This is a genomic window from Bacillus cereus group sp. MG20 (genome assembly GCF_040459885.1).
Taxonomy (GTDB): domain Bacteria; phylum Bacillota; class Bacilli; order Bacillales; family Bacillaceae_G; genus Bacillus_A; species Bacillus_A cereus.
On sequence record NZ_JARVHF010000001.1, the window covers coordinates 2,903,071 to 2,924,488 of the forward strand.

Genomic DNA, 21,418 nt, shown 5'->3' on the forward strand with positions numbered 1-21,418 from the left:
TGAGCAGGTAGAAAGACTCAACGTATTTATCTTTAAGAGAAAAAGACTACGCTAATAGCAGTAGTTGTATTTATTTGTGATTTTGCACAAATTTTTTTGTGCATTTATAATACTCATGATTTGAGGGGTGAAGCAGTTGACAGGTCAACTAGTTCAATACGGACGCCACCGCCAACGAAGAAGTTATGCCCGTATTAGTGAAGTATTAGAGTTACCAAATCTTATCGAAATTCAAACCTCTTCTTATCAGTGGTTTCTTGATGAGGGTTTGCGAGAAATGTTCCAAGACATTTCTCCGATTGAAGACTTTACGGGAAATCTATCGCTTGAATTTATCGACTACAGCTTAGGTGAACCTAAATACTCTGTAGACGAATGCAAAGAGCGTGATGTGACGTATGCAGCACCACTTCGTGTAAAAGTGCGTCTAATCAACAAGGAAACTGGTGAAGTAAAAGAACAAGATGTGTTCATGGGAGATTTCCCACTCATGACAGAGACTGGAACATTCGTAATTAACGGTGCAGAACGTGTTATCGTTTCCCAGTTAGTTCGCTCTCCAAGCGTATACTATAGTGGCAAAGTGGATAAAAACGGAAAACGTGGTTTTACTGCTACTGTAATTCCAAACCGCGGAGCTTGGTTAGAGTATGAGACAGATGCTAAGGATGTTGTATATGTGCGTATTGACCGTACGCGTAAACTTCCTGTAACTGTTTTGTTACGCGCATTAGGGTTTGGCTCTGATCAAGAAATCACCGAGCTTTTAGGTGATAACGAATACTTAAGCAACACATTAGAAAAAGACAACACAGATAGTACAGAAAAAGCATTGCTTGAAATTTATGAGCGTCTACGTCCTGGTGAACCACCAACAGTAGAAAATGCTAAGAGCTTACTTGTGTCTCGTTTCTTCGATCCAAAGCGCTACGATTTAGCAAATGTAGGTCGCTATAAGATCAACAAGAAGTTACACATTAAAAACAGATTGTTTAATCAACGTTTAGCTGAAACATTAGTGGATCCAGAAACTGGTGAAATTTTAGCGGCAGAAGGAACAATCTTAGATCGTCGTACACTTGATCGCATTTTACCTTACTTAGAGAAAAACATTGGATTCAAAACAGCGAAACCAATGGGTGGAGTGGTAGAAGGCGATGTTGAGCTGCAATCTATTAAGATTTATGCTCCTGAGTCGGAAGGCGAACGTGTAATTAATGTAATTGGTAATGCAAATATTACTCGTGATGTGAAACACATCACACCAGGTGATATCCTTGCTTCTATCAGTTACTTCTTCAACCTACTATACAAAGTAGGGGATACAGATGATATTGACCATTTAGGAAACCGTCGTCTGCGTTCTGTTGGAGAACTATTACAAAATCAATTCCGTATCGGTCTTTCTCGTATGGAACGTGTTGTTCGTGAGAGAATGTCGATCCAAGATACAAATGCAATTACACCACAGGCGCTAATTAATATTCGTCCTGTTATTGCATCTATTAAAGAGTTCTTCGGAAGTTCTCAGTTATCTCAGTTCATGGACCAAACAAATCCATTAGCAGAGTTAACTCACAAACGAAGACTATCTGCATTAGGACCTGGTGGTTTAACGCGTGAGCGCGCAGGCTTTGAAGTACGTGACGTTCATTACTCCCACTACGGTCGTATGTGTCCGATTGAAACACCAGAGGGACCAAACATCGGTTTGATTAACTCATTATCTTCGTTCGCGAAAGTAAATGAGTTTGGTTTCATTGAAACACCATATCGTCGTGTTGACCCAGAAACTGGTCTTGTAACAGGGCATGTTGATTATTTAACAGCAGATGAAGAAGATAACTATGTTGTAGCCCAAGCGAATATGAAATTATCTGATGAAGGTGAATTCCTAAGTGAAGATATCGTAGCTCGTTTCCGTGGTGAAAACATTGTCACAAATAGAGAACGCATCGACTACATGGATGTATCTCCAAAACAAGTAGTGTCGGCAGCGACAGCTTGTATTCCGTTCTTAGAAAACGATGACTCTAACCGCGCACTTATGGGAGCGAACATGCAACGTCAGGCGGTTCCGTTAATGAATCCGGAATCTCCGATTGTAGGTACAGGTATGGAGTACGTATCAGCAAAAGACTCAGGTGCTGCAGTAATCTGTAAACATCCTGGTGTTGTTGAGCGCGTAGAAGCACGTGAAGTTTGGGTACGTCGCTATGTAGAAGTTGACGGTCAAACAGTAAAAGGCGACTTAGATCGCTACAAAATGCAAAAATTCATTCGTTCTAACCAAGGAACTTGTTACAACCAACGTCCAATCGTAAGTGTTGGAAATGAAGTTGTAAAAGGTGAAATCCTTGCGGATGGTCCTTCTATGGAATTAGGTGAACTAGCACTTGGACGTAACGTGCTTGTTGGCTTCATGACTTGGGACGGTTATAACTACGAGGATGCGATCATCATGAGTGAGCGCCTTGTAAAAGATGATGTGTACACTTCTATTCATATTGAAGAATATGAATCAGAAGCTCGTGATACGAAGCTTGGACCAGAAGAAATTACACGTGACATTCCAAACGTTGGGGAAGACGCATTACGTAACCTTGACGAGCGCGGTATCATTCGCGTTGGTGCTGAAGTAAAAGATGGAGATTTACTTGTTGGTAAAGTAACACCTAAAGGTGTAACAGAATTAACAGCTGAAGAACGTCTATTACATGCTATCTTTGGAGAAAAAGCGCGTGAAGTACGTGATACATCACTACGTGTACCACACGGTGGTGGCGGTATTATCTTAGACGTAAAAGTATTCAACCGTGAAGATGGCGATGAATTGCCACCAGGCGTGAATCAACTTGTACGTGCATATATCGTTCAAAAACGTAAAATTTCTGAAGGTGACAAGATGGCCGGACGTCACGGTAACAAAGGTGTTATTTCTCGTATTTTACCAGAAGAAGATATGCCTTACTTACCAGACGGTACGCCAATCGATATCATGTTAAACCCATTAGGGGTACCATCTCGTATGAATATCGGTCAGGTATTAGAGCTTCATCTTGGTATGGCAGCAAGATACCTGGGCATTCACATTGCAACACCAGTATTCGATGGTGCTCGTGAGGAAGATGTTTGGGGCACAATTGAAGAAGCTGGTATGGCAAATGACGCGAAAACAATCCTGTATGACGGACGTACTGGTGAACCATTCGATAACCGCGTATCTGTTGGTGTCATGTATATGATCAAACTTGCGCACATGGTTGACGATAAACTTCATGCTCGTTCTACTGGACCATACTCACTTGTAACGCAGCAACCTCTTGGAGGTAAAGCTCAGTTCGGTGGACAGCGTTTCGGTGAGATGGAGGTTTGGGCACTTGAAGCTTACGGTGCTGCTTATACTCTTCAAGAAATCTTAACAGTGAAGTCTGATGATGTTGTTGGACGTGTTAAGACTTATGAAGCAATTGTTAAAGGCGAAAATGTTCCAGAACCAGGCGTTCCTGAATCATTCAAAGTATTGATTAAAGAGCTGCAAAGTTTAGGTATGGACGTTAAAATGATGTCTAGCGACGATACAGAAATTGAAATGCGTGATACAGAAGATGACGATGATCATCAATCAGCAGATAAATTGAATGTCGAAGTTGAGACAACTAAGGAATAATTGGGATAACCTGTAGACTAAAAGGGAGGTAGGCCCCTTGATAGATGTAAATAACTTTGAATATATGAAGATTGGACTTGCTTCACCTGACAAGATTCGTTCTTGGTCATACGGTGAAGTTAAGAAACCAGAAACTATTAACTATCGTACGTTAAAGCCTGAAAAAGATGGCTTGTTCTGTGAGCGTATTTTCGGACCACAAAAGGACTGGGAATGTCATTGCGGAAAATACAAACGTGTACGTTATAAAGGTGTAGTTTGTGATCGATGTGGCGTTGAAGTAACGCGTGCAAAAGTACGTCGTGAACGTATGGGTCATATTGAATTAGCTGCTCCTGTATCTCATATTTGGTATTTCAAAGGTATCCCGAGCCGCATGGGACTTGTCTTAGACATGTCCCCTCGCGCGCTTGAAGAAGTAATTTATTTCGCTTCTTATGTTGTAACAGAAAGTGGAGATACACCACTTGATAAGAAGCAATTACTTTCTGAAAAAGAATACCGTGCATATCGTGATCGATATGGTAGCACATTCCAAGCTGCTATGGGTGCAGAAGCGATTAAAAAACTACTACAAGACATTGATTTAGATAAAGAAGTAGACTTCTTAAAAGAAGAATTAAAAACAGCACAAGGACAACGCCGTACTCGTGCTATTAAACGTCTAGAAGTATTAGAAGCATTCCGTAACTCTGGAAATGAACCATCTTGGATGATCTTAGATGTTCTACCAGTTATCCCACCAGAACTACGCCCAATGGTACAGTTAGATGGTGGACGTTTTGCTACTTCTGACTTAAACGACTTATATCGTCGTGTAATTAACCGTAACAACCGTTTAAAACGTCTATTGGACCTAGGTGCTCCAAGCATCATCGTTCAAAACGAAAAACGTATGTTACAAGAAGCTGTAGATGCATTAATTGATAATGGTCGTCGTGGCCGTCCAGTAACTGGACCAGGTAACCGTCCATTAAAATCACTATCTCACATGCTTAAAGGTAAACAAGGACGTTTCCGTCAAAACTTATTAGGTAAACGTGTTGACTACTCTGGCCGTTCTGTAATCGTTGTAGGACCGAACTTAAAGATGTACCAATGTGGATTACCGAAAGAAATGGCGCTTGAACTGTTCAAACCTTTTGTTATGAAAGAGTTAGTTGGAAAAGGGTTAGCACACAACATTAAGAGTGCGAAACGTAAAATTGAGCGTGTACACCCTGAAGTTTGGGACGTTTTAGAATCTGTGATTAAAGAACATCCAGTACTTCTAAACCGCGCACCAACACTTCACCGTCTTGGTATCCAGGCGTTTGAACCTACATTAGTAGAAGGTCGCGCAATTCGTCTTCACCCACTTGTATGTACTGCATACAACGCGGACTTTGACGGTGACCAAATGGCGGTTCACGTTCCGTTATCATCAGAGGCACAAGCAGAAGCTCGTATTCTTATGTTAGCGGCACAAAACATCTTGAATCCAAAAGACGGAAAACCAGTTGTTACTCCATCTCAGGATATGGTATTAGGTAACTACTACTTAACACTTGAGCGTGAAGGCGCAATCGGTGAAGGTATGGTCTTCAAAGATGCAAACGAAGCAATACTTGCATATCAAAATGGATATGTACATCTGCACACACGTGTTGCAGTTGCTGCAAGTTCAGTAAATAACGTAACGTTTACTGAAGAGCAAAAAGGTAAGCTTCTATTAACAACAGTTGGTAAATTAATATTTAACGAAATCTTACCAGAGTCGTTCCCTTATATTAATGAACCGACAAACTCAAACCTTGAAAAAGAAACACCAGCGGAATATTTCGTTGAAAAAGGTGCGAACATTAAAGAAATTATTGCTAGTCGCGAAGAAGTGGCGCCATTTAGCAAGAAGATCCTTGGTAACATCATTGCGGAAGTGTTCAAACGTTTCCAAATTACAGAAACGTCTCGCATGCTTGACCGTATGAAAAACTTAGGGTTCAAGTACTCTACAAAAGCTGGTATTACAGTTGGGGTATCTGACATTCTTGTATTAGGCGAAAAAGATGAAATTCTCCACGAAGCACAAGCAAAAGTAGATAATGTAATTAAACAATTCCGTCGCGGTTTAATCACGGAAGAAGAACGTTACGATCGCGTTATCTCTATTTGGAGTAATGCAAAAGATGTTATCCAAGGAAAACTGATGAAATCCTTGAATAAACGCAATCCAATCTTCATGATGAGTGACTCAGGTGCCCGTGGTAACGCATCTAACTTTACTCAGCTTGCTGGTATGCGTGGTCTGATGGCCAATCCATCTGGTCGTATCATCGAACTTCCAATCAAATCGAGTTTCCGTGAAGGTTTAACAGTACTTGAGTACTTCATCTCTACGCATGGTGCGCGTAAAGGTCTTGCCGATACAGCACTTAAAACTGCCGATTCTGGTTACTTAACACGTCGTCTTGTAGACGTTGCACAAGATGTAATTGTCCGTGAAGATGATTGTGGAACAGATCGTGGTCTATTAATTGGTGCGATTAAAGAGGGTAATGAAGTAATTGAGTCATTATATGATCGTCTTGTTGGACGTTTTGCAAGAAAAACTGTAAAACATCCTGAAACAGGTGAAGTATTAGTTAGTGAAAACCAATTAATTACTGAAGATATCGCTCATATCGTTGAAAATTCGGGTGTTGAAACTGTAAATATTCGTTCAGCGTTTACGTGTAACACTCGCCATGGTGTATGTAAGAAGTGTTACGGTCGTAACTTAGCAACTGGTACAGACGTAGAAGTAGGAGAAGCGGTAGGTATTATCGCAGCTCAATCTATCGGTGAGCCAGGTACACAGTTAACGATGCGTACATTCCATACAGGTGGGGTTGCCGGAGATGATATCACTCAAGGTTTACCTCGTATCCAAGAGATCTTCGAAGCTCGTAATCCGAAAGGTCAGGCAGTTATCAGTGAAATCGACGGTGTTATCGCAGCGATCAACGATGTTAAAGATCGCCAAGAAGTAGTTGTACAGGGTGAAGTTGAAGCTCGTACGTATGCTATTCCTTATGGTGCTCGTCTGAAAGTAACTCCAGGACAGCCAATTAGCCACGGTAAAGAGTTAACAGAAGGTTCTATTGATCCGAAAGAATTACTAAAAGTAACGGACATTACAGCAGTTCAAGAATACTTATTACGTGAAGTTCAAAAAGTATACCGTATGCAAGGGGTAGAAATTGGTGACAAACACGTAGAGGTAATGGTACGTCAAATGCTACGTAAAGTTCGTGTAAGTGATGCAGGTGAAACAGACGTATTACCAGGAACATTACTAGATATCCATCAGTTTACTGATGCGAATGCGAAGGTGTTACTGAAAGGTAAACAACCAGCGACAGCTAGACCTGTTCTACTTGGTATTACAAAAGCTTCACTTGAAACTGATTCATTCTTATCTGCAGCATCATTCCAAGAAACAACTCGTGTCTTAACTGATGCAGCAATTAAAGGTAAACGTGATGAGCTTCTAGGATTGAAAGAGAACGTTATTATCGGTAAACTTGTTCCTGCTGGAACAGGTATGAATCGTTATCGCAAAGTGGATCTTGTAAAAACAACACAAGATAACATGAATGTAGAAAACGATGAGATTTATGTGGAACAGTAAAATTTTCCGTCGTAAATTTTGTATAAAAACATCTAATCCTAGTTGACATTGTATGAGTCAAAATGTTACTATAATCAAGGTTGCTCCTGAACGATGCTTTGGAGGATATTTATATGTCTTATCAAAAAGTGTCAAATGCTGAAAATGTAGTCGTTGGTCATAAACGCGCATTGGAAGCAATCAAAAATGGTATAGTTAAAGAAGTTGTTATTGCAGAAGATGCTGATGTGCGGTTAACCCATGTTATCATTCGCACTGCTTTGCAACATAACATACCCATAACAAAAGTTGAATCAGTTCGTAAACTTGGAAAAGTTTCGGGGATTCAAGTGGGAGCTTCAGCAATAGGAATAATAAGTTAAAACTGTTTTTGTGAGGAGAGAGCATTTGCTCTTCCTTGCAAAAACTTTGTTTTCAACTAATAATGAACCACCTGGATATGTGGTCATACAAACATGCGAAGGGAGGATAATCAAATGCCTACTATTAACCAATTAGTGAGAAATGGTCGTACTGATAAAGTATGGAAATCTAAATCACCTGCGTTAAACAAAGGTTTTAACTCTTTAAAGAAAAAATCAACTGATATCTCTGCACCTCAAAAACGTGGTGTATGTACTCGTGTTGGTACAATGACTCCAAAGAAACCTAACTCAGCGTTACGTAAATACGCTCGTGTACGTTTAACAAACGGTATTGAAGTTACAGCTTACATCCCAGGTATCGGTCATAATTTACAAGAGCATAGCGTAGTATTAATTCGCGGTGGTCGAGTAAAGGATTTACCAGGGGTACGTTACCACATCGTTCGTGGAGCGCTTGATACAGCTGGTGTTGACAAACGTATGCAAGGACGTTCTAAATATGGTACTAAGCGACCAAAACCTGCTAAAAAATAATAAACTTATAATGAAAGGAGGAACTCAATATGCCTCGTAAAGGACCTGTTGCGAAACGTGACGTGTTACCAGATCCAATGTACAATTCTAAGCTAGTAACACGCCTTATCAACAAAATGATGGTTGACGGTAAAAAAGGTAAATCTCAAACAATTCTTTATAACGCTTTCGATATCGTTCGTGAACGTTCAGATAAAGAACCAATGGAAGTATTCGAGCAAGCTCTTAAGAACATCATGCCTGTTCTTGAAGTACGCGCTCGTCGTGTTGGTGGTGCTAACTACCAAGTTCCAGTTGAGGTTCGTCCAGAACGTCGTACAACTTTAGGTCTTCGCTGGTTAGTAAACTATGCTCGTCTTCGTGGTGAAAAAACTATGGAAGAGCGTCTAGCTTACGAAATCTTAGATGCAGCTAACAACGCTGGTGCATCTGTTAAGAAACGTGAAGACACTCATAAAATGGCAGAAGCTAACAAAGCATTTGCTCATTACCGTTGGTAGGATTCAACGTAAAATAAATGTAAGCATAAACCGCTTTATTTGTCGCTTATGGAAGTGTGGAGAGGGAGAATGCCTCTCCCTTTCGTTGGGCGCTCGTTTTACATAATGAGGGTACTGGACACTGGCATATGTAACAATATAAAGTGGCTTTTTTGCTACTTAAAATAAAAAATCCAATCCATATATGGAAGGAGCAAGACACCAAATGACAAGAGAGTTCTCTTTAGAAAACACTCGTAATATTGGTATCATGGCTCACATCGATGCTGGTAAAACAACAGCAACTGAGCGTATTCTGTATTACACAGGACGTATTCATAAAATCGGTGAAACTCATGAAGGTGCATCTCAGATGGACTGGATGGAGCAAGAGCAAGAGCGTGGTATCACAATTACTTCTGCTGCAACTACAGCTCAATGGAAAGGTCACCGTGTAAACATCATTGACACTCCAGGACACGTAGACTTCACAGTAGAAGTAGAACGTTCTTTACGCGTACTTGATGGTGCGGTAGCAGTACTTGATGCACAATCTGGTGTAGAACCACAAACAGAAACTGTTTGGCGTCAGGCTACTACTTACGGTGTACCACGTATCGTATTCGTTAACAAAATGGATAAGATCGGTGCAGATTTCTTATACTCTGTAGGAACAATCCACGATCGTTTACAAGCAAACGCACATCCAATTCAGTTACCAATCGGTGCTGAAGATGAGTTCAATGGTATCATTGACCTTGTTGAAGAGTGTGCTTACATGTACGGTAACGATTTAGGAACAGACATCGAGCGTGTCGAAATTCCTGAAGAGCACAAAGAACTAGCTGAAGAATACCGCGGAAAGCTTATTGAAGCGGTAGCTGAGCTTGATGAAGAAATGATGATGAAGTACCTAGAAGGTGAAGAAATCACTGTAGAAGAGCTTAAAGCTGGTATCCGTAAGGCTACAACTTCTGTAGAATTCTTCCCAGTAATCTGTGGTTCTGCATTCAAAAACAAAGGTGTTCAAATTCTGTTAGACGCAGTTATCGACTACCTACCATCTCCATTAGATGTACCTGCTATTAAAGGTACTCTTCCGGATACAGATGAAGAAATCGAACGTAAGTCTAGCGATGAAGAACCATTCGCAGCTTTAGCATTCAAAATCATGACTGACCCTTATGTTGGTAAGTTAACGTTCTTCCGTGTGTACTCTGGTGTGTTAAACTCTGGATCATACGTGAAAAACTCAACTAAAGGTAAGCGTGAGCGTGTAGGACGTATCCTACAAATGCACGCTAACAGCCGTGAAGAGATTTCAACAGTTTACGCTGGTGATATCGCTGCTGCTGTAGGTTTAAAAGATACTACTACTGGTGATACTCTTTGTGACGAGAAGAGCCTTGTTATCCTTGAGTCTATGGAATTCCCAGAGCCAGTTATCTCTGTAGCTATCGAACCAAAATCTAAAGCTGACCAAGATAAAATGGGTACAGCATTATCTAAGCTTTCTGAAGAAGATCCAACATTCCGTGCTCACACTGACCAAGAAACTGGCCAAACTATCATCGCTGGTATGGGTGAACTTCACCTTGATATCATCGTTGACCGTATGCGCCGTGAATTCAAAGTCGAAGCAAACGTTGGTGCTCCTCAGGTAGCATACCGTGAAACTTTCCGCGCTGCTGCGAAAGTTGAAGGTAAGTTTGCTCGTCAATCTGGTGGACGTGGACAATTCGGTCACGTTTGGATTGAGTTTGCACCTAACGAAGAAGGTAAAGGATTTGAATTCGAAAACAAAATCGTCGGCGGTGTAGTTCCACGTGAATACATCCCAGCTGTTGGAGCGGGTCTTGAAGACTCACTTAAAAATGGTGTACTAGCTGGTTATCCACTAGTTGACATTAAAGCAGCATTAGTTGACGGTTCTTACCATGATGTCGATTCATCTGAGATGGCGTTCAAAATCGCTGCATCAATGGCACTTAAAGCTGCGGTTTCTAAATGTAACCCAGTAATTCTTGAGCCAATGATGAAAGTTGAAGTTGTAATTCCTGAAGAGTACATGGGAGACATCATGGGTGACGTAACATCTCGTCGTGGACGTGTAGAAGGTATGGAAGCTCGCGGTAACGCACAAGTTGTTCGCGCTATGGTTCCACTTTCTGAAATGTTCGGTTATGCGACAGCATTACGTTCTAACACTCAAGGACGCGGAACATTCTCAATGACATTTGATCATTATGAAGAAGTACCGAAGTCTGTTTCAGAAGAAATTATTAAAAAAAATAAAGGCGAATAATTGATTTTTATCAATTGTTCGAGTATAACTACTTATGTAAGCTTAGAAAGTGGGACGTAAGTTTCGCTTTCTAGTCTAAATATAAAATAACCTATATAAACTAAGGAGGAATTTAGAATGGCTAAAGCTAAATTCGAACGTTCTAAACCCCATGTTAACATCGGTACAATCGGCCACGTTGACCATGGTAAAACTACATTAACTGCTGCGATCACTACAGTTCTTGCAAAAGCTGGTGGTGCTGAAGCACGCGGATACGATCAAATCGACGCTGCTCCAGAAGAAAGAGAGCGCGGAATCACAATCTCAACTGCACACGTTGAGTACGAAACTGAAACTCGTCACTATGCACACGTTGACTGCCCAGGTCACGCTGACTATGTTAAAAACATGATCACTGGTGCTGCTCAAATGGACGGCGGTATCTTAGTAGTATCTGCTGCTGATGGCCCAATGCCTCAAACACGTGAGCACATCCTTCTTTCTCGTCAAGTAGGTGTTCCTTACATCGTTGTATTCTTAAACAAATGCGACATGGTAGACGACGAAGAATTATTAGAATTAGTAGAAATGGAAGTTCGTGACCTATTATCTGAATACGGATTCCCAGGCGACGACATTCCTGTAATCAAAGGTTCTGCTCTTAAAGCTCTTCAAGGAGAAGCTGATTGGGAAGCAAAAATCATTGAATTAATGACTGAAGTTGATGCTTACATCCCAACTCCAGAACGTGAAACTGACAAACCATTCTTAATGCCTATCGAGGATGTATTCTCTATCACAGGTCGTGGTACAGTTGCAACTGGTCGTGTAGAGCGCGGAATCGTTAAAGTTGGTGACGTAGTAGAAATCATCGGTCTTGCTGAAGAGAATGCTTCTACAACTGTAACTGGTGTAGAAATGTTCCGTAAACTTCTTGACCAAGCTCAAGCTGGAGACAACATCGGTGCTCTTCTTCGTGGGGTTGCTCGTGAAGACATCCAACGTGGACAAGTTCTTGCTAAAACTGGCTCTGTAAAAGCACACGCTAAATTCAAAGCTGAAGTTTTCGTATTATCTAAAGAAGAAGGTGGACGTCACACTCCATTCTTCGCTAACTACCGTCCTCAGTTCTACTTCCGTACAACTGACGTAACTGGTATCATCCAATTACCAGAAGGTACTGAAATGGTAATGCCTGGTGACAACATCGAAATGACTATCGAACTTATCGCTCCAATCGCTATCGAAGAGGGAACTAAATTCTCTATTCGTGAAGGTGGACGTACAGTAGGTTACGGTGTAGTTGCTACTATCGTTGAGTAATCTTAGCTGATATAAAAAAACCTAAGGGATTTTCCCTTAGGTTTTTTGTTTGCGTTTATATAAAGAAGAAGAGTGTGTTTTTTTGTTTTGACGAGTTTCTTCTATAGTAATATAAAAACAACAAAAGATAATCCAGAAACTGTAAAACGAATTCTGTTAGATGAAAACTTGAAATTCTTTAAAGTGCCATGTATAATAGCAAAAGTAGAGAAAAGCAGATGCAAACAAAAAGATGCTTGCATCTAGACGAATAACATTGTATAATAGACAATGTTGGTCTTTGACTGCGATGAAGTGGAAGGTTGCTGACACACCCGGCCGCTTTGCCATGGCATGGTGTGGGGAAATTTCCATGGAGAAGGTCTATTTTAGAAATAGGCGAACGAAGGAGGGAAAATAATGGCAAAAGAAAAAATTCGTATCCGTTTAAAAGCTTATGATCACCGTATTCTTGATCAATCAGCTGAGAAAATTGTAGAAACAGCTAAGCGTTCTGGGGCAACAGTTTCTGGTCCGATCCCATTACCAACTGAGAAGACTATTTACACAATTCTTCGTGCTGTTCATAAGTACAAAGATTCTCGTGAGCAATTCGAAATGCGCACACACAAACGTTTAATCGATATCGTGAGTCCTACTCCACAAACAGTAGATTCATTAATGCGTTTAGACTTACCGTCTGGTGTAGATATCGAAATCAAACTATAAATTATATAACTTAAAAATGTAGGAGGTGTAACTCATGACCAAAGGAATCTTAGGAAGAAAGATCGGTATGACTCAAGTATTTGCTGAGAACGGTGAGTTAATCCCAGTAACAGTTATCGCTGCTAATCCAAACGTTGTTCTTCAAAAGAAAACAACTGAAACTGATGGCTACAATGCAATCCAGTTAGGATTTGAAGATAAACGTGAAAAGTTAACTAACAAACCTGAACAAGGCCACACTGCTAAAGCATCTACAACTCCTAAGCGCTTCATTCGCGAAATCCGCGATGCAGACGTGGACGGATTAGAGGTTGGTCAAGAGGTAAAAGTTGAAGTTTTCGCTGCAGGTGAAATCGTTGACGTAACAGGAATTTCTAAAGGTAAAGGTTTCCAAGGTGTTATCAAACGCCACGGACAATCTCGCGGACCTATGTCTCATGGTTCTCGCTATCACCGTCGTCCAGGTTCAATGGGCCCAGTTGCTCCGAACCGTGTATTCAAAGGCAAAAAACTTGCTGGACGTATGGGTGGAGACCAAGTTACTATCCAAAACTTAGAAATCGTTCAAGTTGACACTGAGCGCAACTTATTACTAGTAAAAGGTAACGTTCCAGGTGCTAAGAAATCTCTTGTAGTTGTTCAAGGCGCTGTGAAGGTTAGCAAATAATTCACAATAGGAAGGAGGAATTCCAATGCCAAAAGTTACTGTATATAACCAAACTGGTTCACAGGTTGGTGAAATCGAATTAGCTGAAGCTATTTTCGGTATCGAACCAAATGAAGCTGTACTTTTCGAAGCTGTAATGATGCAACGTGCATCTTTACGTCAAGGTACACACAAAGTAAAAACTCGTTCTGAAGTTCGCGGTGGTGGTCGTAAACCATGGCGTCAAAAAGGAACTGGACGTGCTCGTCAAGGGTCTATCCGCTCTCCTCAATGGCGTGGTGGTGGTACGGTATTCGGACCTACACCAAGAAGCTATGCGTACAAACTTCCTAAGAAGGTTCGTCGTTTAGCAATCAAATCTGCATTAGCTACTAAAGTAGTTGAGAACAACATTGTAGTTCTTGAAGACCTAGTGTTAAATGCACCAAAAACAAAAGACATGCTAGCAGTACTTAAAGGATTAACTGTTGAGAAGAAAGCTCTTATCGTAACTGCTGATGCAAACGAATCTGTAGAGTTATCTGCTCGCAATATCCCTGGAGTAACAGTAATCACTGCTGATGGCGTAAACGTTTTAGACGTGCTTCATCATGATAAGCTAATCATGACAAAAGCGGCAGTGGAAAAAGTAGAGGAGGTGCTTGCATAATGAGAGATCCTCGTGATATCATTAAGCGCCCAGTTATCACTGAACGTTCTATGGAAATGATGGCTGAAAAAAAATACACGTTCGATGTGGACGTTAAATCTAATAAAACAGAAGTTAAAGATGCTCTTGAAGCGATCTTTGGTGTTAAAGTAGAAAAAGTGAACATCATGAACTACAAGCCGAAAGCAAAACGCGTTGGTCGTCACGCTGGTTTTACTAGCCGTCGTCGTAAAGCAATCGTTAAGCTAACTGCTGACAGCAAAGAAATCGAAATCTTCCAAGGCGTTTAATTCTTACTAAAGAAGGAGGGAAATTGAGATGGGAATTAAAAAGTATAATCCAACTACTAACGGTCGTCGTAATATGACTACGAATGATTTCGCTGAAATCACGACTGATAGACCCGAAAAGTCATTACTTGCTCCTTTAAGCAAGAAGGCTGGTCGTAATAACCAAGGTAAAATCACTGTACGTCATCAAGGTGGCGGACATAAGCGTCAATACCGTATCATCGACTTTAAGCGTAACAAAGATGGAATTCCAGGACGCGTTGCTACGATCGAATACGATCCAAACCGCTCTGCGAATATCGCATTAATTAACTACGTTGACGGTGAAAAACGTTACATTCTTGCTCCTAAATCTTTAGAAGTAGGTATGGAAGTTATGTCTGGCCCAGAAGCTGACATCAAAATCGGTAACGCATTACCATTAATCAACATTCCAGTAGGTACTGTTGTTCATAACATCGAGCTTAAGCCTGGTCGTGGCGGACAATTAGTTCGTTCTGCTGGTACATCTGCTCAAGTACTTGGTAAAGAAGGTAAATACGTACTTGTACGTTTAACTTCTGGTGAAGTACGTCTTGTATTATCTGCTTGTCGCGCTTCAATCGGTCAAGTAGGTAACGAACAACACGAACTTATCAAAATCGGTAAAGCAGGTCGCTCTCGCTGGTTAGGTAAACGCCCAACAGTTCGTGGTTCTGTAATGAACCCGGTTGATCACCCACACGGTGGTGGTGAAGGACGTTCTCCAATCGGACGTAAGTCTCCAATGTCTCCATGGGGTAAACCAACTCTTGGATTCAAGACTCGTAAGAAAAACAAAGCGTCTGACAAATTCATCGTTCGTCGTCGTAAAAAATAATGGGATTGTAGTACGGTTCATTTCTAGAACCGTACGCCAATCACGAAGGGAGGCACCAAAATGGCTCGTAGCTTAAAAAAAGGACCATTTGTCGATGATCACTTAATGAGCAAAATGGAAAAATTAGTTGCATCTGAGCAAAAACAAGTTGTTAAAACTTGGTCTCGCCGTTCAACAATCTTCCCTCAGTTCATCGGACACACAATCGCTGTATATGATGGTCGTAAACACGTACCTGTGTACATCACTGAGGATATGGTTGGCCATAAGTTAGGTGAATTCGCACCAACTCGTACGTATAAAGGTCACCTTGCTGACGATAAGAAAACTAGAAGATAATGAGAGGAGGCACTTCAATGCAAGCTAAAGCAGTAGCGAGAACAGTTCGTATTGCTCCTCGTAAAGTTCGTTTAGTAGTAGACTTAATCCGAGGTAAGCAAGTGGGTGAAGCGATTGCTATCCTTAACCACACACCAAAAACTGCTTCTCCAGTTGTAGAAAAAGTTTTAAAATCTGCAATCGCAAATGCAGAGCACAATTATGAGATGGACATTAACAACCTAGTTGTTGAAAAAGTCTTCGTTGACGAAGGTCCAACGTTGAAACGTTTCCGTCCACGTGCAATGGGTCGTGCAAGCCAAATTAACAAACGCACAAGCCACATTACAGTTGTGGTATCAGAAAAGAAGGAGGGATAATCGATGGGTCAAAAGGTTAATCCAATTGGTCTTCGTGTCGGTGTTATCCGTGACTGGGAATCTCGTTGGTTCGCTGAGAAAGATTACGCTACATTATTACATGAAGACATCAAAATCCGTGAGTACATTAATGTACGCTTAAAAGATTCTGCTGTTGCTAAAGTAGAAATCGAACGTGCAGCAAATCGTGTAAATGTTACAATTCACACTGCAAAACCTGGTATGGTAATTGGTAAAGGTGGTACTGAAGTTGAAGCACTTCGTAAAGCTCTTAACCAATTAACAGGCAAGCGTGTACACATCAACATTTTAGAAGTTAAGAGAGCTGATCTTAACGCTAAATTAGTAGGCGAAAACATCGCTCGTCAATTAGAAAACCGTGTATCATTCCGTCGTGCACAAAAGCAAGTTATTCAACGTGCTATGCGTGCAGGTGCTAAAGGTATTAAAACACAGGTTTCTGGTCGTCTTGGCGGAGCTGATATCGCTCGTGCAGAATCTTACAGTGAAGGAACTGTTCCACTTCATACACTTCGCGCTGATATTGACTATGCAGCAGTTGAAGCTGATACAACATACGGTAAATTAGGCGTAAAAGTATGGATCTACCGTGGAGAAGTCCTTCCTACAAAAAAGAAAGCTTCTGAGGAAGGAGGAAAATAATATGTTAATGCCAAAACGCGTAAAATATCGTAGAGAGCATCGTGGTAAAATGCGTGGTCGTGCTAAAGGTGGAACTGAAGTTGCTTTCGGTGAATTCGGTTTACAAGCACAAGCTGCTTCATGGATTACAAACCGTCAAATCGAAGCTGCTCGTCGTGCAATGACTCGTTACATGAAACGTGGCGGTAAAGTATGGATTAAAATTTTCCCTTCTAAACCTTACACTGCAAAACCTCTAGAAGTACGTATGGGTTCCGGTAAAGGGGCACCAGAAGGCTGGGTAGCAGTAGTAAAACCTGGGAAAATTATGTTCGAAATCGCGGGTGTATCTGAAGAGGTAGCACGCGAAGCATTACGTCTTGCAGCTCACAAGTTACCTGTGAAATGTAAATTCGTAAAACGTGAAGAAAATGGTGGTGAATCTAATGAAAACTAATGATATTCGTGAATTAACCACTGCCGAAATCGAAACAAAAGTTAAAGCTTTAAAGGAAGAGTTGTTTAATCTTCGCTTCCAACTTGCTACAGGACAATTAGAGAATCCAACTCGCATTCGTGAAGTGCGTAAAGCAATTGCTCGTATGAAAACTGTAGTTCGTGAAAGAGAGATCGGAATTAATCGATAAATTGAGGGGAGGTTTGCATAGTGAGCGAACGTAACCAACGCAAAGTTTATACTGGTCGTGTAGTGTCTGACAAAATGGACAAAACGATTACAGTTTTAGTTGAAACTTACAAAACTCATTCCTTGTACGGAAAACGTGTTAAGTATTCTAAGAAGTACAAAGCCCATGATGAGCAAAACCAAGCGAAACTTGGCGATATCGTTAAAATCATGGAAACTCGCCCGCTTTCTGCTACTAAGCGTTTCCGTTTAGTTGAAATCGTTGAAGAAGCGGTTATTATCTAAATAGACGAATCGGAATTTTTAGTCCGAAGGGAGGTTTCATAACATGATCCAACAAGAATCTCGTTTGAAAGTTGCTGACAACTCTGGTGCACGTGAACTTTTAACAATTAAAGTATTAGGCGGCTCTGGTCGTAAATATGCTAACATTGGTGACATTATCGTTGCTACGGTAAAACAAGCAACACCAGGTGGCGTTGTTAAAAAAGGTGACGTTGTTAAAGCAGTAGTAGTACGTACGAAGAGCGGAGCTCGTCGTCCGGACGGTTCTTACATCAAATTTGATGAAAACGCAGCGGTTATCATTAAAGACGATAAGAGCCCACGTGGTACTCGTATCTTCGGACCAGTAGCTCGTGAATTACGTGATAGCAACTTCATGAAGATCGTTTCTTTAGCTCCAGAAGTTCTATAATTTAAGGTATTGCCTTGCTAAGGAGGTGCAGAATTAAGATGCATGTAAAAAAAGGTGATAAAGTACAGGTAATCACTGGTAAAGACAAAGGAAAACAAGGCGTTATCCTTGTGGCTTTCCCAAAGCAAAACCGTGTTATCGTTGAGGGTGTTAACATCGTTAAAAAACACTCTAAGCCATCTCAATTAAATCCACAAGGTGGAATTATTACTAAAGAAGCACCTATTCACGTTTCTAACGTTATGATTTTAGATCCGAAAACAGGTGAACCTACTCGCGTAGGCTTCAAAGTAGAAGATGGTAAAAAAGTTCGTATTGCAAAAAAATCTGGTGAATTATTAGATAAATAATTTTCTTAAGAAAGGAGGTCACTTCATTGAATCGCCTTAAAGAGAAGTTCCAAAAGGAAATTACTCCTGCTCTAGTGAGCAAGTTTAACTATAAATCTGTGATGGAAGTACCGAAAATCGAAAAGATCGTAATCAACACTGGTGTTGGTGACGCGGTATCTAACTCAAAAGCTTTAGACAATGCAGTAGAAGAATTAACACAAATCGCAGGTCAAAAACCTGTTGTAACTCGTGCTAAAAAATCAATCGCTGGTTTCCGTCTTCGTGAAGGTATGCCAATCGGTGCGAAAGTAACTTTACGCGGCGAGCAAATGTATGAGTTCTTCGACAAATTAGTATCGGTTTCTTTACCACGTGTACGTGATTTCCGTGGTGTTTCTAAGAAATCATTCGATGGTCGTGGGAACTACACATTAGGTGTTAAAGAGCAACTTATCTTCCCTGAGATTGATTATGATAAAGTAAGCAAAGTACGCGGTATGGACATCGTAATCGTTACTACAGCGAAAACTGATGAAGAAGCTCGTGAACTTTTAACACAATTCGGTATGCCATTCCAAAAATAATGGAAGCCAACGCTAAGTAGAGGAGGCGAAAACGTGGCTAAAAAATCTATGATAGCGAAACAAAAGCGTACTCCTAAGTTTAAAGTACAAGAGTATACACGTTGCGAACGCTGCGGTCGTCCGCATTCTGTATACCGCAAATTTAAACTTTGCCGTATTTGTTTCCGTGAACTTGCATATAAAGGTCAAATTCCTGGTGTTAAAAAAGCTAGTTGGTAAAACCCACAAATGGGAAGGAGGTAAAACACATGGTGATGACAGATCCAATTGCAGACATGCTTACTCGCATCCGTAATGCGAACATGGTACGTCATGAGAAATTAGAGGTTCCTGCTTCTAAAATCAAAAAAGAGATCGCTGAACTTTTAAAACGTGAAGGTTTCATTCGTGATGTAGAATACATCGAGGATAACAAACAAGGTATCCTTCGTATTTTCCTGAAATATGGTGCAAACAATGAACGTGTAATCACTGGATTAAAACGTATCAGTAAACCTGGCTTACGCGTTTACGCTAAAGCTGACGAAGTACCACGTGTACTTAACGGATTAGGTATCGCTCTTGTTTCTACATCTAAGGGAGTAATGACAGACAAAGACGCTCGTCAATTACAAACTGGTGGAGAAGTAGTAGCATACGTTTGGTAATATATATTTAAAACGAACGGAGGTGTGACCACATGTCTCGTATTGGTAAAAAGATTCTTGAAATCCCTGCAGGTGTTACTATTACAATTGCAGAAGACAATACTGTAACAGTAAAAGGCCCTAAAGGTGAATTAACTCGTAAATTCAATGCTGATATGTCTATCAAAATTGAAGAAAATACACTAACAGTTGAGCGTCCATCTGAACAGAAGGAACACCGTGCATTACACGGTACAACTCGTGCTTTAATCGGAAACATGGTTGAAGGTGTAACTGCAGGTTTCGCACGCGGACTTGAATTAGTCGGTGTTGGTTACCGTGCTCAAAAACAAGGAGATAAACTTGTTTTAAGCGTAGGTTATTCTCATCCAGTAGAAATGACTCCGGAAGCAGGTCTTGAAGTTGAAGTACCTGCACCAACTAAAATCGTAATTAAAGGTATCGACAAGCAACGTGTTGGCGAATTTGCTGCTAACATCCGTGCTGTACGTGCTCCTGAGCCTTACAAAGGTAAAGGTATTCGTTACGAAGGCGAAGTTGTTCGTCGTAAAGAAGGTAAAACTGCTAAGTAAACCCGTTAGGTGAGAGAAAGGAGTGACAAGAAAATGATCACTAAAGCTGATAAAAATGCGACTCGTAAGAAAAGACATGCACGTGTACGTGCTAAACTTACTGGTACTGCAGAGCGTCCACGTTTAAACGTGTTCCGTTCTAACCAACATATTTACGCTCAAGTTATTGATGATGTGAATGGTGTAACGTTAGTAAGTGCATCTACTCTTGATAAAGACCTTGCTCTTAACGGTACTAGCAATACTGAAGCTGCTACGAAAGTTGGAGAATCAGTTGCTAAGCGTGCTGTAGAGAAAGGCGTTAAAGAAGTAGTATTTGATCGCGGTGGTTACTTATACCATGGCCGTGTTAAAGCTCTAGCTGAAGCTGCTCGTGAGGCTGGATTACAATTTTAATGGTCAAAGGAGGGAAAATTGATGCATCGCATTGACCCAAGTAAATTAGAACTTGAAGAACGTGTAGTTACGATAAATCGTGTCGCGAAAGTTGTTAAGGGTGGTCGTCGTTTCCGCTTTGCTGCACTAGTTGTAGTTGGCGATAAAAACGGTCATGTTGGATTCGGTACTGGTAAAGCACAAGAGGTACCAGACGCAATCCGCAAAGCTATCGAAGACGCTAAGAAAAACTTAATCGCTGTACCATTAGTTGGTACAACAATTCCACACACAATCAACGGTCACTTTGGAGCTGGTGAAGTATTCTTAAAACCTGCTGCTGAAGGTACTGGTGTTATTGCTGGTGGACCTGTTCGTGCGGTACTTGAATTAGCTGGTGTACAAGATATTCTTTCGAAATCTCTTGGTTCTAACACACCAATCAACATGATTCGCGCTACTGTGAACGGATTAAGCGAACTTAAGCGCGCTGAAGATGTTGCAAAATTACGCGGTAAATCTGTAGAAGAGCTACTAGGTTAAGGAGGGAAAACAAATGGCGAAAAAGTTAGAAATTACCCTCACTCGTAGTGTAATTGGTCGTCCACAAGATCAACGTGCGACGGTAGAAGCTTTAGGTCTTAAAAAGTTGAATTCAACTGTAGTTAAGGAAGAAACTCCTGCTATTCTTGGTATGATCAACAAAGTTTCTCACCTTTTAACTGTAAAAGAAGCTTAAGGATAA

The 21,418-nt window shown here is 40.9% G+C and carries 27 protein-coding genes; all 27 read left to right on the top strand.

Annotated elements, in window-relative coordinates:
- The first annotated feature begins 136 nt into the window (after positions 1–136).
- Positions 137–3,670 carry a DNA-directed RNA polymerase subunit beta gene (gene rpoB, locus QCI81_RS14910; protein ID WP_000147553.1) on the top strand — a complete coding sequence of 1,178 codons (3,534 nt, stop codon included), beginning with the start codon at positions 137–139 and terminating at the stop codon, positions 3,668–3,670.
- A 37-nt stretch (positions 3,671–3,707) separates the two neighbouring features.
- The gene (gene rpoC / locus QCI81_RS14915) at positions 3,708–7,319 is read left to right on the top strand and encodes a DNA-directed RNA polymerase subunit beta' (RefSeq protein WP_000567943.1); all 3,612 of its coding nucleotides are present in this window, start codon (positions 3,708–3,710) and stop codon (positions 7,317–7,319) included.
- 113 nt (positions 7,320–7,432) lie between these two features.
- Entirely contained in the window at positions 7,433–7,681 is a 249-nt protein-coding gene (locus QCI81_RS14920) for a ribosomal L7Ae/L30e/S12e/Gadd45 family protein (protein ID WP_353810844.1), read from the top strand.
- 114 nt (positions 7,682–7,795) lie between these two features.
- Positions 7,796–8,218: a 30S ribosomal protein S12 gene (rpsL, locus tag QCI81_RS14925; RefSeq protein ID WP_001142341.1), complete on the top strand. Its 423-nt coding sequence runs from the start codon at positions 7,796–7,798 to the stop codon at positions 8,216–8,218.
- Between the two features lie 29 nt (positions 8,219–8,247).
- Entirely contained in the window at positions 8,248–8,718 is a 471-nt protein-coding gene (gene rpsG / locus QCI81_RS14930; protein WP_001137492.1) for a 30S ribosomal protein S7, read from the top strand.
- Positions 8,719–8,923: 205 nt separating this feature from the next.
- Positions 8,924–11,002, top strand: coding sequence for an elongation factor G (gene fusA, locus QCI81_RS14935; RefSeq protein ID WP_000196383.1), 2,079 nt, complete (start codon positions 8,924–8,926; stop codon positions 11,000–11,002).
- A 117-nt stretch (positions 11,003–11,119) separates the two neighbouring features.
- Positions 11,120–12,307: an elongation factor Tu gene (tuf, locus tag QCI81_RS14940; protein WP_001029617.1), complete on the top strand. Its 1,188-nt coding sequence runs from the start codon at positions 11,120–11,122 to the stop codon at positions 12,305–12,307.
- A 399-nt stretch (positions 12,308–12,706) separates the two neighbouring features.
- On the top strand, positions 12,707–13,015 hold the full coding sequence (gene rpsJ / locus QCI81_RS14945; protein WP_001040595.1) for a 30S ribosomal protein S10: 309 nt from the start codon (positions 12,707–12,709) through the stop codon (positions 13,013–13,015).
- 34 nt (positions 13,016–13,049) lie between these two features.
- Entirely contained in the window at positions 13,050–13,682 is a 633-nt protein-coding gene (rplC, locus tag QCI81_RS14950; protein WP_000160209.1) for a 50S ribosomal protein L3, read from the top strand.
- Positions 13,683–13,707: 25 nt separating this feature from the next.
- Positions 13,708–14,331: a 50S ribosomal protein L4 gene (rplD, locus tag QCI81_RS14955; protein WP_001127258.1), complete on the top strand. Its 624-nt coding sequence runs from the start codon at positions 13,708–13,710 to the stop codon at positions 14,329–14,331.
- Positions 14,331–14,621, top strand: coding sequence for a 50S ribosomal protein L23 (gene rplW / locus QCI81_RS14960; RefSeq protein WP_001205558.1), 291 nt, complete (start codon positions 14,331–14,333; stop codon positions 14,619–14,621). The genes rplD and rplW overlap by 1 nt, the downstream gene beginning before the upstream one ends.
- Before the next feature lie 28 nt (positions 14,622–14,649).
- Positions 14,650–15,480, top strand: a complete 831-nt coding sequence (rplB, locus tag QCI81_RS14965; RefSeq protein WP_000511583.1) for a 50S ribosomal protein L2 — start codon at positions 14,650–14,652, stop codon at positions 15,478–15,480.
- 60 nt (positions 15,481–15,540) lie between these two features.
- The gene (gene rpsS, locus QCI81_RS14970; RefSeq protein WP_000124454.1) at positions 15,541–15,819 is read left to right on the top strand and encodes a 30S ribosomal protein S19; all 279 of its coding nucleotides are present in this window, start codon (positions 15,541–15,543) and stop codon (positions 15,817–15,819) included.
- A 17-nt stretch (positions 15,820–15,836) separates the two neighbouring features.
- Positions 15,837–16,178: a 50S ribosomal protein L22 gene (gene rplV / locus QCI81_RS14975; protein WP_001148024.1), complete on the top strand. Its 342-nt coding sequence runs from the start codon at positions 15,837–15,839 to the stop codon at positions 16,176–16,178.
- A 3-nt stretch (positions 16,179–16,181) separates the two neighbouring features.
- Positions 16,182–16,841 (top strand): 30S ribosomal protein S3, encoded by a 660-nt coding sequence (gene rpsC / locus QCI81_RS14980; RefSeq protein WP_000529956.1) that lies wholly within the window; start codon positions 16,182–16,184, stop codon positions 16,839–16,841.
- A gap of 1 nt (position 16,842) precedes the next feature.
- Positions 16,843–17,277, top strand: coding sequence for a 50S ribosomal protein L16 (gene rplP / locus QCI81_RS14985; protein WP_000928971.1), 435 nt, complete (start codon positions 16,843–16,845; stop codon positions 17,275–17,277).
- The gene (gene rpmC, locus QCI81_RS14990) at positions 17,267–17,467 is read left to right on the top strand and encodes a 50S ribosomal protein L29 (protein WP_000855718.1); all 201 of its coding nucleotides are present in this window, start codon (positions 17,267–17,269) and stop codon (positions 17,465–17,467) included. The genes rplP and rpmC overlap by 11 nt, the downstream gene beginning before the upstream one ends.
- Positions 17,468–17,487: 20 nt before the next feature.
- Positions 17,488–17,751, top strand: coding sequence for a 30S ribosomal protein S17 (gene rpsQ, locus QCI81_RS14995; protein ID WP_000004106.1), 264 nt, complete (start codon positions 17,488–17,490; stop codon positions 17,749–17,751).
- Between the two features lie 43 nt (positions 17,752–17,794).
- Positions 17,795–18,163: a 50S ribosomal protein L14 gene (gene rplN / locus QCI81_RS15000; protein WP_000615912.1), complete on the top strand. Its 369-nt coding sequence runs from the start codon at positions 17,795–17,797 to the stop codon at positions 18,161–18,163.
- A 38-nt stretch (positions 18,164–18,201) separates the two neighbouring features.
- Positions 18,202–18,513 (top strand): 50S ribosomal protein L24, encoded by a 312-nt coding sequence (gene rplX, locus QCI81_RS15005; protein ID WP_000558200.1) that lies wholly within the window; start codon positions 18,202–18,204, stop codon positions 18,511–18,513.
- A gap of 26 nt (positions 18,514–18,539) precedes the next feature.
- Entirely contained in the window at positions 18,540–19,079 is a 540-nt protein-coding gene (gene rplE, locus QCI81_RS15010; RefSeq protein ID WP_001080829.1) for a 50S ribosomal protein L5, read from the top strand.
- 33 nt (positions 19,080–19,112) lie between these two features.
- Positions 19,113–19,298 (top strand): 30S ribosomal protein S14, encoded by a 186-nt coding sequence (rpsN, locus tag QCI81_RS15015; protein ID WP_001085700.1) that lies wholly within the window; start codon positions 19,113–19,115, stop codon positions 19,296–19,298.
- 29 nt (positions 19,299–19,327) lie between these two features.
- Positions 19,328–19,726, top strand: coding sequence for a 30S ribosomal protein S8 (rpsH, locus tag QCI81_RS15020; protein WP_000245511.1), 399 nt, complete (start codon positions 19,328–19,330; stop codon positions 19,724–19,726).
- Positions 19,727–19,758: 32 nt separating this feature from the next.
- Positions 19,759–20,298: a 50S ribosomal protein L6 gene (gene rplF, locus QCI81_RS15025; RefSeq protein ID WP_000086551.1), complete on the top strand. Its 540-nt coding sequence runs from the start codon at positions 19,759–19,761 to the stop codon at positions 20,296–20,298.
- Positions 20,299–20,331: 33 nt separating this feature from the next.
- Complete coding sequence (rplR, locus tag QCI81_RS15030; RefSeq protein ID WP_000628818.1) at positions 20,332–20,694, top strand: 50S ribosomal protein L18; 363 nt, start codon at positions 20,332–20,334, stop codon at positions 20,692–20,694.
- Positions 20,695–20,715: 21 nt separating this feature from the next.
- Complete coding sequence (rpsE, locus tag QCI81_RS15035) at positions 20,716–21,216, top strand: 30S ribosomal protein S5 (RefSeq protein ID WP_000554646.1); 501 nt, start codon at positions 20,716–20,718, stop codon at positions 21,214–21,216.
- Positions 21,217–21,229: 13 nt separating this feature from the next.
- On the top strand, positions 21,230–21,412 hold the full coding sequence (gene rpmD, locus QCI81_RS15040; RefSeq protein ID WP_001085233.1) for a 50S ribosomal protein L30: 183 nt from the start codon (positions 21,230–21,232) through the stop codon (positions 21,410–21,412).
- Positions 21,413–21,418: the final 6 nt, after the last annotated feature.

Bases quoted from the DNA above. Each gene is read 5' to 3' on its own strand.
- rplC (WP_000160209.1), top strand. From the start codon at position 13,050: ATGACCAAAGGAATCTTAGGAAGAAAGATCGGTATGACTCAAGTATTT.
- rplR (WP_000628818.1), top strand. From the start codon at position 20,332: ATGATCACTAAAGCTGATAAAAATGCGACTCGTAAGAAAAGACATGCA.
- QCI81_RS14920 (WP_353810844.1), top strand. From the start codon at position 7,433: ATGTCTTATCAAAAAGTGTCAAATGCTGAAAATGTAGTCGTTGGTCAT.
- rpmD (WP_001085233.1), top strand. From the start codon at position 21,230: ATGGCGAAAAAGTTAGAAATTACCCTCACTCGTAGTGTAATTGGTCGT.
- rpmC (WP_000855718.1), top strand. From the start codon at position 17,267: ATGAAAACTAATGATATTCGTGAATTAACCACTGCCGAAATCGAAACA.
- rplV (WP_001148024.1), top strand. From the start codon at position 15,837: ATGCAAGCTAAAGCAGTAGCGAGAACAGTTCGTATTGCTCCTCGTAAA.
- rplX (WP_000558200.1), top strand. From the start codon at position 18,202: ATGCATGTAAAAAAAGGTGATAAAGTACAGGTAATCACTGGTAAAGAC.
- rplP (WP_000928971.1), top strand. From the start codon at position 16,843: ATGTTAATGCCAAAACGCGTAAAATATCGTAGAGAGCATCGTGGTAAA.
- rpsC (WP_000529956.1), top strand. From the start codon at position 16,182: ATGGGTCAAAAGGTTAATCCAATTGGTCTTCGTGTCGGTGTTATCCGT.
- rplF (WP_000086551.1), top strand. From the start codon at position 19,759: ATGTCTCGTATTGGTAAAAAGATTCTTGAAATCCCTGCAGGTGTTACT.
- rplB (WP_000511583.1), top strand. From the start codon at position 14,650: ATGGGAATTAAAAAGTATAATCCAACTACTAACGGTCGTCGTAATATG.
- fusA (WP_000196383.1), top strand. From the start codon at position 8,924: ATGACAAGAGAGTTCTCTTTAGAAAACACTCGTAATATTGGTATCATG.
- rplN (WP_000615912.1), top strand. From the start codon at position 17,795: ATGATCCAACAAGAATCTCGTTTGAAAGTTGCTGACAACTCTGGTGCA.
- rpsH (WP_000245511.1), top strand. From the start codon at position 19,328: ATGGTGATGACAGATCCAATTGCAGACATGCTTACTCGCATCCGTAAT.
- rpsJ (WP_001040595.1), top strand. From the start codon at position 12,707: ATGGCAAAAGAAAAAATTCGTATCCGTTTAAAAGCTTATGATCACCGT.
- rplW (WP_001205558.1), top strand. From the start codon at position 14,331: ATGAGAGATCCTCGTGATATCATTAAGCGCCCAGTTATCACTGAACGT.
- rpsL (WP_001142341.1), top strand. From the start codon at position 7,796: ATGCCTACTATTAACCAATTAGTGAGAAATGGTCGTACTGATAAAGTA.
- tuf (WP_001029617.1), top strand. From the start codon at position 11,120: ATGGCTAAAGCTAAATTCGAACGTTCTAAACCCCATGTTAACATCGGT.
- rpsE (WP_000554646.1), top strand. From the start codon at position 20,716: ATGCATCGCATTGACCCAAGTAAATTAGAACTTGAAGAACGTGTAGTT.
- rpsG (WP_001137492.1), top strand. From the start codon at position 8,248: ATGCCTCGTAAAGGACCTGTTGCGAAACGTGACGTGTTACCAGATCCA.
- rpsS (WP_000124454.1), top strand. From the start codon at position 15,541: ATGGCTCGTAGCTTAAAAAAAGGACCATTTGTCGATGATCACTTAATG.
- rplD (WP_001127258.1), top strand. From the start codon at position 13,708: ATGCCAAAAGTTACTGTATATAACCAAACTGGTTCACAGGTTGGTGAA.